This is a genomic window from Cellulophaga algicola DSM 14237 (genome assembly GCF_000186265.1).
Taxonomy (GTDB): domain Bacteria; phylum Bacteroidota; class Bacteroidia; order Flavobacteriales; family Flavobacteriaceae; genus Cellulophaga; species Cellulophaga algicola.
The window spans coordinates 4,119,352-4,135,342 of sequence record NC_014934.1; the positions used below are offsets into that span (position 1 = coordinate 4,119,352).

General features: G+C 30.9%; 13 protein-coding genes and 1 pseudogene. All 14 read left to right on the forward strand.

Features of this window, described 5'->3' with window-relative positions; genetic code table 11:
- The first annotated feature begins 479 nt into the window (after positions 1-479).
- The 14 genes and pseudogenes from CELAL_RS17940 (at position 480) to CELAL_RS17995 (ending at position 15,749) form a co-directional block, all read left to right on the forward strand.
- Complete coding sequence (locus tag CELAL_RS17940) at positions 480-677, forward strand: hypothetical protein (protein WP_013552309.1); 198 nt, start codon at positions 480-482, stop codon at positions 675-677.
- Positions 678-913: 236 nt separating this feature from the next.
- Positions 914-1,423 carry a Fic/DOC family N-terminal domain-containing protein gene (locus CELAL_RS22665; RefSeq protein ID WP_245529651.1) on the forward strand — a complete coding sequence of 170 codons (510 nt, stop codon included), beginning with the start codon at positions 914-916 and terminating at the stop codon, positions 1,421-1,423.
- Positions 1,410-2,000 (forward strand): Fic family protein, encoded by a 591-nt coding sequence (locus CELAL_RS22670; protein ID WP_245529653.1) that lies wholly within the window; start codon positions 1,410-1,412, stop codon positions 1,998-2,000. The genes CELAL_RS22665 and CELAL_RS22670 overlap by 14 nt, the downstream gene beginning before the upstream one ends.
- A gap of 850 nt (positions 2,001-2,850) precedes the next feature.
- The gene (locus CELAL_RS17950) at positions 2,851-3,111 is read left to right on the forward strand and encodes a PTS sugar transporter subunit IIB (RefSeq protein WP_041557798.1); all 261 of its coding nucleotides are present in this window, start codon (positions 2,851-2,853) and stop codon (positions 3,109-3,111) included.
- 48 nt (positions 3,112-3,159) lie between these two features.
- On the forward strand, positions 3,160-4,152 hold the full coding sequence (rhuM, locus tag CELAL_RS17955) for a virulence protein RhuM/Fic/DOC family protein (RefSeq protein WP_013552311.1): 993 nt from the start codon (positions 3,160-3,162) through the stop codon (positions 4,150-4,152).
- A gap of 62 nt (positions 4,153-4,214) precedes the next feature.
- The gene (locus CELAL_RS22885) at positions 4,215-4,298 is read left to right on the forward strand and encodes a hypothetical protein (protein ID WP_407636754.1); all 84 of its coding nucleotides are present in this window, start codon (positions 4,215-4,217) and stop codon (positions 4,296-4,298) included.
- Between the two features lie 14 nt (positions 4,299-4,312).
- Positions 4,313-4,441, forward strand: a complete 129-nt coding sequence (locus tag CELAL_RS22740; RefSeq protein WP_262481801.1) for a hypothetical protein — start codon at positions 4,313-4,315, stop codon at positions 4,439-4,441.
- A gap of 395 nt (positions 4,442-4,836) precedes the next feature.
- Positions 4,837-5,646 carry a hypothetical protein gene (locus CELAL_RS17965; RefSeq protein ID WP_013552313.1) on the forward strand — a complete coding sequence of 270 codons (810 nt, stop codon included), beginning with the start codon at positions 4,837-4,839 and terminating at the stop codon, positions 5,644-5,646.
- Positions 5,647-5,890: 244 nt separating this feature from the next.
- Positions 5,891-8,257, forward strand: a pseudogene (gene hsdR / locus CELAL_RS22890) (EcoAI/FtnUII family type I restriction enzme subunit R).
- On the forward strand, positions 8,258-9,751 hold the full coding sequence (locus tag CELAL_RS17975; protein WP_013552315.1) for an ATP-binding protein: 1,494 nt from the start codon (positions 8,258-8,260) through the stop codon (positions 9,749-9,751). It begins immediately after the preceding pseudogene.
- A 2-nt stretch (positions 9,752-9,753) separates the two neighbouring features.
- Positions 9,754-11,184: a class I SAM-dependent DNA methyltransferase gene (locus tag CELAL_RS17980; RefSeq protein ID WP_013552316.1), complete on the forward strand. Its 1,431-nt coding sequence runs from the start codon at positions 9,754-9,756 to the stop codon at positions 11,182-11,184.
- A 52-nt stretch (positions 11,185-11,236) separates the two neighbouring features.
- Entirely contained in the window at positions 11,237-12,991 is a 1,755-nt protein-coding gene (locus CELAL_RS17985; RefSeq protein WP_013552317.1) for a restriction endonuclease subunit S, read from the forward strand.
- Between the two features lie 8 nt (positions 12,992-12,999).
- Positions 13,000-14,934 carry an AbiJ-related protein gene (locus CELAL_RS17990; RefSeq protein ID WP_083807807.1) on the forward strand — a complete coding sequence of 645 codons (1,935 nt, stop codon included), beginning with the start codon at positions 13,000-13,002 and terminating at the stop codon, positions 14,932-14,934.
- Entirely contained in the window at positions 14,931-15,749 is an 819-nt protein-coding gene (locus CELAL_RS17995) for a hypothetical protein (RefSeq protein ID WP_013552319.1), read from the forward strand. Before CELAL_RS17990 ends, CELAL_RS17995 begins: the two co-directional genes overlap by 4 nt.
- Positions 15,750-15,991 lie beyond the last annotated feature (242 nt).

A 15,991-nucleotide genomic window follows, 5' to 3' on the forward strand; every position in this document is an offset into this window, starting at 1 on the left:
TAATGCTGTATTTATTTACTTCAACTCCATACTTTTTACAAATGTATAGGAGGTTTTATTGTCAAGAATTAGACATGTATTTTAGTACAACATACACTAATTTATACTTGCTTTAAGGCGATTTTAAACTGCTTTTAAGACAAAATATAGTATTTCTGTTTTTAAAGAAGGCAAATTAAATACGATAACAATTGTTCGGAAGTACCAAACAGTGCAATAAGAAGCAGTTATGATACTAACTAGAAATATGAATTTGTATAGGCTTTGTGAGTTCTGTAGCGCTATTTATCAGTTGTTTAGAGGTAATTGAATTGTAAGCGAGACTAACGGGAAAAGTTTTAAGCCTATTCAAGTCTCCTTTTTTGTAAAAATTGAGTTTTTAGATGCACATATACCTATAGTTTTCTATAATTATAGAAGCTCCTGGGTATTTCCCCATAACTTTTAATTAAATTTATAGCATAAATGCTTGATTCATTATGGTAAACATAGATAAAAAGATTATTCAATTATTATCAAAAGGCTATATCACTCCCGAGATATCAGCCTATTTTGTAGAAAATGGGTTGGCACCTAGTTCCGTATCGTCTATTGAAAAGAAAATAAAAATGATTAAGAAAAAATACGGCGCTAAAACACTTTTCCATTTAGCAGTGCTGGTAACTAAATCTAAATAAAGGTGCTTTTTCTAAAACAGTTTGGCTATTATTTTTAACGATTATTTCTTTTTATAAGATTTGCAATTATCTAATTTTATACTATTTAACGTGAATACTTTCAATAAAAAATACAATAGGATTAGACGATATAATTATACGAGTGTAAACTTTACATCTAAACAAAAAACGAGTGTAAATTTTACATATATGTACACTCGTTTACAATACAAACGTAACTGTTACCCTTGTATAAAATGACAAAATTCAATAGAAATATACCCTATAATGATCTTCCTGTGCTTCCTCCAAAGGATAGCTTAGAAACCATTAGAGTTTTACGTAAAACAATAATTGCAAGTAGAGCATTAGCACAATTAAATGGTATGCTCACTAATTTACCAAATCCAATTTTGTTTTTAGATACCATTCATTTACAAGAAGCCAAAGCAAGGTCTGAAATAGAGAACATTATTACGACCAATGATGATTTGTATAAATCATTAGTGGCAGACAAAAAAAATGATAACCCTGCTACAAAAGAAGTAATTAGCTATAAACAAGCTTTGTGGAATGGATTAGAAGATATAGAAAAACATCCTTTTATTTCTACAAACTTATGTATTGAAATAGTACAGAGTATAAAAAAAAATACGGCAAGCATAAGAACAACTCCTGGGATTGCATTAAAAAAATGCCAAAGGAGAAACAATTTATACCCCACCCACAGGAGCAGCTGTTATCAGAGAGAAAATGGCCAACCTTGAAGCCTTTATAAACGTAGAAGATACTATAGATCCATTAATAAAAATGGCTTTAATGCATTATCAATTTGAGGCTATACACCCTTTTAGTGACGGTAATGGTAGAACGGGTCGTATCTTACTCCTACTTTATCTTAAGCTTGCAAAATTGCTTGATACTCCTGCTATATATTTAAGCGAGTATATCATAAAAAATAAAGCCGACTATTATAAGAAATTGCGTGGGGTTACTGAAAATAATGATTGGGAATCTTGGATACTCTATATGTTAGAAATGGTAGAATTCACTGCTAAAAAAGGATTACAACGTTTGAAAGATGTAACCGATTTGATGCAAATAATGACTACTGAAATAAAAGAAACCCTGCCGAATGTCTACACAAAAGAGCTTGTAGAAATATTATTTAGATTGCCCTATACCAAACGACAATTTTTAATTGATGAAAAACTAGGAACCCCAAAAACGGTCGGGAATTATTTGATAGCATTAGAAGATGCTGGATTTCTAATTTCTGAAAAGGTAGGTAAAGAGAAACTATACCTCAATCATAGACTAATGGCTGTTTTAGAAGCGCTATAAACGTTGCGCTGGTTTGTCGCGTTTTAGTTCATTCTAACTAAATTTACTAGGTAGATATAAATTTGAGAAAAAAAATAATAAGTTCCGATAACAAGTATAATTTAAGTTATGATAAAGAGCATATTTTTAAATTTATTCTTACTAGTTTTTGTAAGTAGTTTTAGTAATGTGTCATCTAAATTTTTAACATCAATCGCTACTGTGACAGATTTCTTCTATCTTGATGAAAATGGGTAACGATTAAAAATTCAGTTGTTGCAAAATATGCGACAACTGCTATAGATGGAAAAAAAATATAAAAAACGCATTGTAATCTAGGCGTAATCTACAGAGGATAACAAACGTATAGCTGCCTTTATTTTTGTATGGTTCTTGGAACGTAACCATTTACTGTATGCTAAAAATGGTGAAAAATTGTGGCAGATACCACGGTAGTAGCCCTTACCGTAATGATAGCGCAAAGCCACCCTAACGATAAAGACATGATGGTTAAAGTGGTCGTAAACCTACTGGCTTAAAAACAATAAAATGTAGTATAAATAGCTATTTGATGTTCAATGAATACTTTAAAGCAACTGCTAAAGTTTTTGCTATTTTTACACAATTAAGATATAGTAGAATTAACTGGGTTTTTACGCTCAATTTCTCCATTATTTTATAAATTAATTTCAAAACTGCGGTTTTCCACATAGGGGTGTTATTTCTTTTTATGATATTTGGTTGTAAGTATTGATACTACTTTTGTAGTAAATAGATATCTTTAAATAATGATAGAAATCCCCTCGAAAATCTCTCACTGAAAGCGAAATATGATTACGATGCTAAATATGAAAGCATTCATAAACGATTAATGGAAAAAGACCCGTTAACCGATAGTGAACGCAAATTGTGTGACACTTTAAAAGTTCTAAAAGTAGCTGTAGTTGCAGAAATTCAGCAAAACGCTAAGCGTTTAGAAAACGAAAGTTATGTAGAAAGAATGGTAATGCGCTTGGTAATCAACCAATTTAAAACAGCGCAAAAAATAGACATTAATACTACCGACGTTAGGCGTATCAATAGTAGTATAGTTAAAGAATATAGGAACGAATACAACGGTAACGTTGCTTAATAATTATTAGAAAGTAACTGTCGCATATCTTGCGATAGTTGAAAATTTATGGAGATTAAAAATCAAATAGAAATTTATCAAGCTCAAGATGGCTCTACTCAAATTAATGTGCAATTTGAGGAAGAAATGGTTTGGCTTACACAAGCGCAAATGGCCGAACTCTTTAATAAAGGAAGGACGACCATAACAGAGCATATTAATAACATCTTTAAAGAAGGAGAGTTAATGGAAGATATGGTATGTCGGGATTTCCGACACACCACACAACATGGCGCTATTAAAGGAAAAACACAATCTAAAAACGTTAAATACTATAATTTAGATGTTATCATATCTGTGGGTTATAGAGTAAAGTCAAAACAAGGCACACAATTCCGTATTTGGGCAACTCAAACCTTAAAAGATCATTTGGTTCAAGGCTATACTATAAACCAAAAACGTTTAGAACAAAAGGAACAAGAGGTAAAGTTACTAAAAGACGGGATTCATATTCTAACCAGAACAGTAAGTAAAGCTATAGAAGATAAAGCATCAGACACTATAATTTTAGAAACCTTTGCTAAAGGTTTAAGCTTGTTAGATGATTATGATCATGAAGAGCTAGATGCTAAAGGTTTAACTACAAAAGAAGCCAATTACCCAAGTTTAAATGATTATCAGGAAATAATTAACCAAATGCTAACGGAGTTCGATTCGGATGTTTTTGGAAAAGAAAAAGATAAGAGTTTCGAGAGTTCCGTGGCGCAAATAGGAAAAGGGTTTGGAGCCGATGATTTTTACCCAAGTTTAGAAGAAAAAGCAACCATGCTTTTATATTTTGTAGTAAAAAACCACTCGTTTGTAGATGGCAACAAGCGTATCGCAGCGGCTTGTTTTTTAAAGTTTTTACAACAAAACAGCATGTTGTTTAATAGTGAGCAGCAACCCATAATTAGTAATGATACATTAGCCAGTTTAACATTATTCATAGCTTCTAGCAAACCAGAAGAAATGCAAATGGTAACACGTTTAGTAATTAGTGTTCTGAATAGAAATAAATAATTTAAACATAAACTTTTAAAGGGGTAGACCTGTATACAACTACTGAAGAAAAAGCGGAGCATTTGCTTTATTTTGTAGTCAAAAACCACTCGTTTACAGACGGTAATAAGAGTATAGCTGCCTTAATTTTTGTGTATGGTTTTTAGAGTGTAATCATTTATTGAATAAACCAAATGGCAAAAAAATAGTGGCAGATACTACCGTAGTTGCCCTTATCGTAATGATAGCGCAAAGCCACCCTAACGATAAAGACATGATGGTTAAAGTGGTCGTAAACTTACTGGCTTAGAAACAATAAGTGAACTTGAATTCTCTATAATGGATTGTAATGGCACAAATGCTGTTATAATATAAATTCGAGCGTTCGCATTCATGTCCAGCTTTTAAAACGCGCTTATTTTATAATTATTGAATTACAAACATAGACCAAAACAAGGCGAATAAGAATAACGTTTATTCGGTATACTCTAGTGACATGAAACTAATTGGGGCTGAAATATTTTCATAGCAATAGGATGGTGTCTGTGTAGGAATCTTTAATCAAGTTCTAATAGCACGTAAAATAGGGTTAATTAAAAAGACTGAGAATAAAACAGAGATTATAGTAAAAGAAACAAAGATTAGGTTTAAATAAAAAGCATTGAGAAGAGAAATGATATATTTGTTTGGTAACGAACTAATTTTATGACACATAAAAAAATAAAAGATTTTATTAATGAATATAAAGATTATCAAATTCTTTTCATTTTCATTTTTACATTATTAGGAGGACTTACTCAGGTTTTTGAATTAGCTTTAATTTCTACTTATTATATCAGGTTCTTTTCTATAACACAGGTAATTTCAGATGGTTTGCTTTTTGTTTTTCTATTGTCTCTTATAAGTTTAGTTGCATATTTATTCTATCCATTCCTTATAATCTTAGATAAAACCGAAATAAACAAAGGAGTAACACCCATTCAAAGAATCAGAAATGTTACTATAAGTGGGCTGAGTAAGTTTTTTATTTTGTTTACTTTAATATTATTAATTACAGGGGGAATTCTTCTTTTTAGCCAACCAGCAAAAGCTTTATTAAGTCATTTATGGATTTTAATAATTTCATGTGCAATACTGACTATATATTTTGTCCTATATTTTAGAATAGCTTCATATATAAATGGAAAACCATCTAAATCAAAAGATTTGTCTCGAAACACGATATTCAAGAAAATAAAAGGAAATCGATTAATAGTTGTGCTATGCTCTTTTTTTATTGTTATTCTTTTTTACATGTATAAAGCTACCTTGACTCAGCCTAAGGGTTTTACAAACAACAAATATATCAAGTGCTTTATTCAGGAGAAATATCCAGATACTAAATATGAAATTCGTTATTTTAATGATAAATATATTTTCATTGTTATAAAAAATATAGATAAAAATGAACTCACTAATGAAGAAACCTTAGTTTTAAAGTTTGATAAATTATTTGATTATAACGCTTGTAATTAATTATATGTTCAATGAATATTTCAAAGCAACTGCTAAAGTTTTTACTATTTCTCACACTGAAAACATAGTAGCATTACTAGGCCTTCACACTCAATTTCTCCCTTATTTTAAAAATTATTTGCCATACTGCGGTTTTCCACATAGGGGTGTTATTTCTTTTTATGATATTTGGTTGTAACTAATGATATGGTATTTCTAGTAAATAGATATCTTTAGAGCTTTACTTATTTTTACGAATAGTAATATGAACAAAAAAAATCTTTCAGAAAGAGATATTTGCTCCAAGTTTATAAATCCAGCAATAGAAAAAGCAGGGTGGAACATGAGAACCTAAGTAAGAGAAGAAGTTTCTTTTACAGATGGTAGAATTATAGTTCAAGGAAATTTATATACAAGAGGAAGAAACAAACGAGCGGATTACATTCTATATTATAAGTCTAATATTCCAATTGCAATTATTGAAGCTAAAGACAATAAAAAAGCAGTTGGTCATGGCATGCAGCAAGCCTTAGAGTATTCCGAAATTCTACAAATTCCGTTTGTGTTTACTTCCAATGGAAGTTCTTTTGTTTTCCATGATAAAACAAGAACAGACGCAATTTTAGAAGAAGAGTTGTCATTAGATAATTTTCCATCACCTGAAACTTTATGGCAGAAATATTTAAAGTTTACAAATATTGAAACTCCAGAAGCAAAAGAAATAGTTGAGAATGATTATTACGCTGATGATAGCGGAATGACGCCTAGATACTACCAACAAAACGCCGTTAACAGAACATTGGAGGCTGTAGCCAAAGGTCAAGATAGAATTATCTTGGTAATGGCAACTGGTACTGGTAAAACCTATACTGCTTTTAATATTATTTGGCGTTTGTGGAAAACAGGCGTAAAGAAACGCATCTTATTTCTTGCAGATAGAAATGCGTTACTTACACAAACTAAAAATGGAGATTTCTCGCCTTTCGGTAATGATATCATGCATATTATTAAAAACCGAAAGATTGATAAATCCTACCAAATATATTTTGCACTTTATCAAGGTCTTACAAGTACAGATGAAGATAAAAATGCATACAAAGAATTTAGTCCAGATTTTTTCGATTTAATTGTTATTGATGAGTGCCATAGGGGTAGCGCTTCTGAAGCTTCTGCTTGGCGAGCAGTTTTAGATTATTTTAAAGGAGCTACTCAAATCGGTCTAACAGCAACACCTAAAGAAACTAAGGATGTTTCTAATATGGACTATTTTGGAGAACCGGTTTATAATTACTCTTTAAAACAAGGTATTGATGATAGCTTCTTGGCACCTTATAAAGTAGTTAGGATTACTACAAGCGTAGATGACGGTTGGCGACCTACTGCAGGGTTAATAGATAAGTATGGTAATGAAGTAAAAGACCGTATTTATAACCTGAAAGATTACGATAGAACATTAGCGATAGATGAACGTACAGAAGTTGTAGCAAAAAAAATTACAGAATATCTTAAAGCAACAGACCGTTTTGCTAAAACTATTGTTTTTTGTACAGATATTGACCACGCAAACAGAATGCGACAAGCATTAATAAATGAAAATGCAGACTTAGTAGCTAAACATTGGAATTACTGTGTTAAGATAACGGGTGATGATGAAGTAGGTAAACAGGAGCTTGATAATTTTACAGATGTAGAAGAACGTTTTCCTGTAATAGCAACAACTTCTAAAATGCTGACTACGGGTATAGATACCAAAATGGTGAAGTTTATTGTTTTAGAATCTAACATACAATCGGTTACGGAATTTAAACAAATTATTGGTCGTGGTACTCGTATTCGTGAAGCAGAAGGCAAAGTCTTCTTCACTATTATGGATTTTAGAAAAGCAACAAATATATTTGCAAGACCTGATTTTGATGGTGATCCTGTTCAAATTTATGAACCAGAACCAGATGATCCAGTGGTGCCACCAGATGAAATAGTACCAGCAACAGAGGGTACAGAAACCAAAGGGGATCCGGGTGATTTTCCACCAACACCTCCGGATATAGGTCTAAAAGGAGAAGATGAAATTAAAAAGTTTTATGTTAACGATATTCCTGTATCTGTTGTTCATGAGCGTGTTCAGTATTACGGTAAAGATGGTAAGCTGATTACAGAATCTTTAAAAGATTATTCTAAAAAAAATATTGAAAAAGAGTTTTCGTCATTGGATGATTTTATTCAAAAATGGAATGATTCCGAAAAGAAAGAAGAATTAATAAAAGAATTGGCAGAACACGGTGTTTTATTAGAAGCACTTCGTGAAGATGTTGGTTTAGATTTAGACGATTTCGATTTAATATGTCATATTGCATTCGATCAACCTGCATTAACGCGACAAGAACGCGCAAACAACGTACGTAAACGCAACTACTTTACTAAATACAGCGAAACCGCACAAAAGGTTTTAAATAGTCTATTAGATAAATACGAAAAAGAAGGCATTACATCCATAGAACAAGGTTCTGTATTAAAAGTACAGCCTTTAAGCCAAATGGGTTCTCCTGTAGAATTGGTAAGAGCTTTTGGTAAAAAGAAAGATTTTGACCAAGCGATTAAAGAATTAGAAAACGAAATATATAATATAGCGTAATTGAGTATTCAAACCAAAATACAACAACCAGAAGGTAGGCGTCTTGAATTTAAAGAGATTATGCCAACGAATGCCGATTTAGCAAAAACTATAGTTTCTTTTGCTAACGATGCAGGAGGCGAGTTATATATTGGAATAAAAAATAACCCAAGAAATATTTTAGGTTTAGCCTATAATCAGCTAGATATTATTGAAAATCAAATTAGTAATATTGTAAACGACCAATGTACACCAACTGTTTTACCAGAAATCACTTTTATAGAAGAGAACGGTAAGCATATTATTAGAGTGTATATCCATAAAGGTAGTAAACCTCCTTATTTTATAACGTCTAAAGGAAAAGAAAAAGGAACGTTTATTAGAGTGGGTTCTTCAAATAGATTGGCTAGTACCGAAATTATTCAAGAATTAGAAAGACAAGGACAGCATATTTCTTTTGATTCCGAATTATACTTCAATAAAAACTATGAAGATTTAGATATTGATAGTTTTGAAAAGGTGTTTAAAGAAAAAACAAACGAAATATTATCGCCTCAAATATTTAAAAAACTAGAACTTGTAAAAGAAGAACAAGGTCAAACATTACCAACTAATGCTTTAATATTATTGTCCGAAGATAAAGTTCGAAATCAAATTTTCCCTAATGCTAAAGTAGAATGTGCACGATTTAAAGGCAGTATTCCTGGAACTTTTATAGATCAAAAAACAATTAAGACAAGTATCGCTTTACAACCAGAGCAAGCGTACCAATTTGTACTACGTCATATTTCACAAGGAACAGAAGATTATGAAGGTGTTTATAGAAACGATCGTTGGGAATATCCTATTATAGCCATTAGAGAAGTGATTAGAAATGCAGTTATACATAGAGATTATTCGCTTACAGGAAAAGATATTAAAATTGCTATTTTTGATGACAAATTAGAAATTACCAGTCCAGGAAAATTATTACCTACGGTTGATTTTAACGAAATGGATGCAGGCCAATCAGATGTTAGAAACAAAGTGCTGGCACCTGTTTTTAAGCGCTTAGGTATTATTGAGCAATGGGGAAACGGTTTGCAATTAATAGCAGATAATTTAAAAGAATATCCAGATATAGAATTAGCTTGGAAAGAACCAGGAATGGCTTTTAGAGTGTCTTTTGTTAAGAAAAATTATCAGTCACAACTAGAGTCACAGCTAGAGTTACAGCAGGAGTTACAGCAGGAGTTACAGCAGGAGTTACAGCAGGAGTTACAGCAGGAGTTGCAGCAGGAGAGTTTATATTCTAAAACATTACAAATAGTCGCAGTTAAAACAAGTGCCACCAAAGAAATAGCACTAGCTTTAGGTCAGAAAAGTATATCAGGACAACTCTATCAAATCATAAATCAACTTAAAGAGTCAGATTTAATAGCTTGGACAATTCCTGAAACTCCAAAAAGCTCTAAACAACAATATAAAATAACTAAAAGAGGTATTGCATTTTTGCAACTCCTTTCTAAAAAATAAAAATGAGTAACATAACAACAAACATAAAAGGCATACGCGATATTATGCGTAAAGACACAGGAGTAGATGGAGATGCACAACGTATCTCGCAAATGGTGTGGATGCTTTTTATGAAAATATTTGCCGATAAAGAAGAAGAATGGGAAATTACCATAGACGATTACCAATCGCCAATTCCAGAACACTTAAAATGGCAAAATTGGGCAGCAGATGATGAAGGTTTAACAGGCGATGCTTTAATGGAGTTTATAGAAACTGAACTTTTTCCTGCGTTAAAAGAACTAGATATTACACTAAGCCCACAAGCTAAAATTATACGTTCGGTTTTTGATGACACGTATAACTTTATGAAAAACGGAACACTCTTCCGTCAAGTCATAAACGTGATTAACCAAATAGATTTTAACGACTCTAAAGAAAGTCACGTATTTAACGATCTTTATGAAACCATATTAAAAGACCTACAATCTGCAGGTTCTTCTGGTGAGTATTACACACCAAGAGCCGTAACGCAGTTTATGGTAGATATTATTAATCCGCAATTAGGCGAAAGCGTATTAGATCCTGCATGTGGTACAGGTGGTTTTTTAACTTGTACGATTGACCATGTTAGAAATCAAGTAAAAGATTATACCCAAAGAGACGTATTACAAAAATCGATACGTGGTATTGAGAAAAAACCATTGCCACATTTATTATGTACCACCAATTTAATGCTACATGGTTTCGATTTACCAGTAGTGCGTAGAGATAATTTACTAAGCAAACCCTATGCAGATTGGGGAGCCAAAGACAAGCTAGATATTATACTCTCTAATCCGCCTTTTGGAGGTGTAGAAGAAGATGGTACAGAAACCAACTTCCCTAAAAAATTTAGAACCAAAGAAACAGCCGATTTATTTTTAGCCTTAATTATTAAGCTCTTAAAAGATAAAGGACGTTGTGCTATTGTATTACCAGATGGAACTTTGTTTGGCGAAGGGATGAAAACACGCCTAAAAGAAGAGTTGTTAGACAAATGTAACTTACATACTATTGTTCGTTTACCTAATGGCGTTTTTAACCCTTATACAAGTATTAAAACTAACTTGTTGTTTTTTGAAAAAGGCACACCTACCAAAGACGTTTGGTATTACGAACACCAATACCCAAAAGGAGCAAAAAGCTATAACAAAACTAAACCTATTAATATTAAAGAGTTTGATGTAGAAAAAAAATGGTGGAACAAACGTGTAGAGAATGAATACGCTTGGAAAGTATCTATTGAAGATATTAAAAAGCGTAATTACAATCTAGATATTAAAAACCCACACCAAGAAGTAGATAACTTAGAAAGCCCAGAAGTGATTTTAGAAAAATTTAGAACTACGGAACAAAAAATTTCTAGCATACAAGACGAAATTATTAATGTATTAACCGAAGCTTTAAAATAAACGTCATTGCACGCGTCCGTCATTGCGAGGGACGAAGCAATCTCATCACCATATGAAATTACTACAACACTTTAAAGAATTAACCATTCGTCCTAAAAATGCCAAAGAATTAAAAGGATTGATTTTGCAATTGGCAATTCAAGGGAAATTGACTGCAAATTGGAGAAAAGAAAATCCAGATATTGAACCTGCTAATGAATTATTAAAGGAAATAAAAAAGGAAAGAACTAAATTAATTAAAGAGAAAAAAATAAAAAAGGAAAAATCATTACCTAAAATAAGTAAAGATGAAATTCCTTATGAATTACCTGACAGTTGGGTTTGGTGTAGATTGAACGATATTTGTGAGTATATTCAAAGAGGTAAATCTCCAAAATATACAGAGATACCTAAGATTCCTGTTATATCTCAAAAATGTGTACAATGGTCTGGTTTTGATATTTCTAGAGCTAGATTTATAACAGAAGAATCACTTGAAAAATATGTTGAAGAAAGATTTTTACAAAAAGGGGATTTGTTATGGAACTCTACTGGCGATGGTACTATTGGGAGAGTAATATCATATCCAGGAACCAATTATGAAAAAGTTGTCGCAGACTCTCATGTTACAGTAGTTAGAGGTTTTAAAAACTTCATTATTACTGAATATTTATGGATTTTTACAGCAAGTCCATTAATTCAAGAGTTAGTTGTTGGAAGAGTAACAGGTAGTACAAAACAAACGGAACTTGGAACTGGTACTGTAAAATCTATGGAATTTTCTTTTCCTCCACTAGAAGAACAAAAAGAAATCGTAAAAGTAGTAGAAACCCTTTTTAAAGAAGTAGAACAATTAGAGCAATTAACCGTTGAGCGTATTAATTTAAAAGAGGACTTTGTAACATCTGCATTACACCAACTCACTACCAATAACGCTAACCAAGAATGGACTTTTTTACAAGACCATTTTAAAAGTTTCTTTAATGAAACTACAAACATTAAAAAGTTACGAGAAACGGTTTTGCAATTAGCAGTACAAGGAAAGTTAACTGCAGATTGGAGAGTAAACAATCCAGATACTGAAGATGCAAGCCAACTCTTAAAACGCCTACAAGAAGAGAAAGCACAACTTATAAAAGATAAAAAAATAAAAAAGGAAAAAGCCTTACCAAAAATTACTAAAGAGGAAATTCCTTATGAGTTACCTGAAGGTTGGGTTTGGTGTAGAATGATTGAACTATGTCAATATATTACAGATGGTACGCATCAAACACCAAAATATACTGAAGAAGGGAGAATGTTTCTTTCAGCTAAAAATGTAAAGCCTTTTAAGTTTATGCCAGAAAAGCATCGATTTGTTTCTGAGGAGGATTTTGAAGGTTATAGAAGAAATAGAAAACCAGAATTAAACGACATTTTACTTACCCGAGTTGGAGCTGGAATTGGAGAAGCTACATTAATTGACCAAGATTTAGAATTTGCTATTTATGTAAGTGTTGGATTATTGAAAATGTTTCCAAACAAATTAGAGCCTAATTATATTGTAATGTGGTTAAACTCACCTGAAGGAAGACAATATTCTTCAAAAAACACTTATGGAAAAGGTGTTTCTCAAGGTAACTTAAACTTATCATTAATTAGACAATTTGTTGTTTCACTTCCACCAATAGAAGAACAAAAAGCCATTGTAGAAAAAGTAAATGCTTTAATGGGTTTGTGTGATACTTTAGAGCATGAAGTACAACAAAGCCAAGAATATAGTGAGATGTTGATGCAGAGTGTTTTGCGTGAGGTTTTTGAGGGCAAAGAGCGTAAAGTAGAAATTTAGGATTAATAATGATGAAATACACAAAAGAGTTAAAGTCAAAACTTTTTAGAAAAATAAATAATTATCCTAATGCTTTTAACGCTAAAGACGATGGATGGTATAATGGAGTTATAAATTTTTTAAATAATATTTGGGACTTAAAAGCACTTCCAAGAGTATCTCCTGATGATAGATGGGATAATGCTTATGATGATGCTGTACAACATTTAGTTAACAACCCTGAAGATTGGACTTTTGAACAAACCTTTATAGATTATTTTAAATTATTAGAAAAAGACGAAGATTTTACTAAGTTTTTAGAAACTGTAGTTCATCCAGATTTTAGGAACGATTTACAGGAAATAGAATTTTATGTATCTGTAATTAATTCTGAATTATCAAGTATCAATTATACTTTAGCTGTTTCAGATTATAAAGAAGATTTACCTATTTATACTTTACGAGAAAGTAAGAAAAATGATAAAATTAATGTTTTAGAAAATTCAATTCCATTTATAGTAGGTAGTCATAGCCATACTAATGAATACCCATATTTTTATTTAAAAACTAATGATTGGGATGATTATGGAAGTGAAACTACGTTTAGATTATTTTACTACATAAATTCCCAAGAAGTTGAAAAAATTGGAGATGTAAAAATAACAAATGGAGAAAGCGATAAAACAAGAGAAGTAATTGAAAAACAATTTACATCTTTAAATGATTCTTTCTGTTCGTTAGGTCAGGAACAGGAATACTATGAAAACCTTCAAAGAATATTTAACACCAAATTAGCAAGTGTTTTATTTGCCTTAAAGGATGCTGCCTATTTTGTTGAAATAAATGATAAATTTTCCTCTAACACTATATATAGGGATTCTTTAACAAGAGGAGATGAGGCAGAACAGCTTTCAAGAAATATTAAGTTAATTTTACAAGGAATAAGTCTTGAAAATAAATACAATTTCATCTACACTTTTACACCTAACTATGCATCTACTCCTGTTGAGATTGATTTAGAATTTAATGATACTTTAGAATTTTCAGATAGAATTTTTGCAATTATAGGTAAAAATGGTGCAGGAAAGACTCAATTAATAACAAATTTACCCATAGATATATCTGAGTCTAAAGCCGAAGCTTTTATACCTCATAAACCAATATTTAGTAAAATTATAGCTGTCTCTTATAGTGTGTTTGATAGTTTTAAAAAACCTAATGAAAAAATAGATTTTAACTATGTATTTTGTGGCTTGTTGAATGATGATAAAACTCTTCCTTCAAAAGCAGAGAAGAATCAAAAACTTATTGAAGCTTGTAAAAAAATAACATATCATAAAAGGGTTAAGAAATGGAAAGATGTGTTATCAAAGTTTATTGACGAAGATGTTATAGAAGATGCTTTTATTATTAACGAGTTTTTATCAGGTTATAATAGTGATCAAGGTATTGAGATAAATGAAGCTAATTTGATTCATATTGTAGATAAATTAAGTTCTGGACAAAGCATTATGTTAGAAATAATGACTAAAATAATCGCTAATATTAGATATGACTCCTTAATATTATTTGATGAACCTGAAACCCATTTGCACCCAAATGCGATTTCTCAACTTATAAGTTCAATATATGAATTGGTTGAGTCATTTGATTCTTATTGTTTAATTACAACACATTCTCCAATAATAATTCAAAGCATATTTGGTAAAAACGTTTATGTTATGGAAAAAGAAAGTAATACTCCAATTTTAAGAAAAATTGGAGTTGAGAGTTTTGGAGAGAATTTAACGGTATTAACTGAAGATATTTTTTCTAATAGCGAGATAAATAAACAGTACAAAGTGATACTTGATAAGATGATTGAAAGGTATTACAATTACGAAACTATATTAGAAAAACTTGAAAATGATAACCTCCCTTTAAGTTTGAATGCTAAAATTTATCTTAAAAGTAAGTTATTATGAAGAATATAAAGTGCTTCCCTGGAGATGCTTTAACTTTTCATAAAAGTTTAGTGAATGATAGTCTTAATAAAGAGGATATTAAAAATAATTTAATTCAAAATGAGCATATTATAACCACTAAATATGCTGACTATAAGCTTAAATTTGATAATAATAATTTATTTGCTATTTCTGCTCATGGCTTTGATGGAGAGGATAAAATAAATCTTTTAAAGCTTTATTCTTCCCAAAGAAAATCAATAATTAATCTAAAAATAGAGTTAACAACTAACGAGTTTAATCAAAGAATAAACAACTGTCCTAATTGTACAATAGAAAAGGTAGCATCATTAGATCATTATATTCCTAAGGATGAGTTTCCTGAGTTTTCAGTTAATCCAATAAATCTAATTCCATGTTGTTCTACTTGCAATTCGAAAAAGAAGGAGAAATGGAAAGATGACCAAAACTTATTGTTTCTTAATCTATACTCTGATATTATTCCTTCGGCGCAATATTTATTTGTTAATATAGTATCGAAGACAGAATTTATATTTGAATTGAAAAATATGTCGCATATTGATTTAAACCTGTTTAAAGTTATAGAGAGTCATTATGATAAATTGAATTTGTTACAACGTTTCAGGGAAGATTCTGACGAAGTTATTTCAGAATTAGATATACTAATTTCAAGTTGTAGAGATTCAATTATTGATGATATAGAACTTCAAAGATTTATTGAAAACCATTATTCAAAAATTGAAGCTAGAGATGGTATGAATAATTGGAAAATTGTCTTAGTTAAAGCAATGATAAATAGTAGTATCTATTTTTAATTATAATAAAAAGAACTTATGTCTAGACCAAAAACCATACAGATATTTTTACCAGACGTTTCACCAACTAGTATATGTTAAATGGTCGCTATGTAGTATAGTTAAATTAAGAGAAATATGGATGAATTATTAATAGAAGTACGTGATCAATTAGAAATTTGCAATCTTGCAAGGGAAACCAGATTAAACCTAATGAACAGAAACAGTTCTAAGGCGTTTCTTGTTTGCTTCATGTTAGTGTC

Bases quoted from the DNA above. Each gene is read 5' to 3' on its own strand.
- CELAL_RS17965 (WP_013552313.1), top strand. From the start codon at position 4,837: ATGACACATAAAAAAATAAAAGATTTTATTAATGAATATAAAGATTAT.
- CELAL_RS22665 (WP_245529651.1), top strand. From the start codon at position 914: ATGACAAAATTCAATAGAAATATACCCTATAATGATCTTCCTGTGCTT.
- CELAL_RS17950 (WP_041557798.1), top strand. From the start codon at position 2,851: ATGGAAAAAGACCCGTTAACCGATAGTGAACGCAAATTGTGTGACACT.
- CELAL_RS17980 (WP_013552316.1), top strand. From the start codon at position 9,754: ATGAGTAACATAACAACAAACATAAAAGGCATACGCGATATTATGCGT.
- CELAL_RS22670 (WP_245529653.1), top strand. From the start codon at position 1,410: ATGGCCAACCTTGAAGCCTTTATAAACGTAGAAGATACTATAGATCCA.
- rhuM (WP_013552311.1), top strand. From the start codon at position 3,160: ATGGAGATTAAAAATCAAATAGAAATTTATCAAGCTCAAGATGGCTCT.
- CELAL_RS17990 (WP_083807807.1), top strand. From the start codon at position 13,000: ATGATGAAATACACAAAAGAGTTAAAGTCAAAACTTTTTAGAAAAATA.
- CELAL_RS17985 (WP_013552317.1), top strand. From the start codon at position 11,237: ATGAAATTACTACAACACTTTAAAGAATTAACCATTCGTCCTAAAAAT.
- CELAL_RS17995 (WP_013552319.1), top strand. From the start codon at position 14,931: ATGAAGAATATAAAGTGCTTCCCTGGAGATGCTTTAACTTTTCATAAA.
- CELAL_RS17940 (WP_013552309.1), top strand. From the start codon at position 480: ATGGTAAACATAGATAAAAAGATTATTCAATTATTATCAAAAGGCTAT.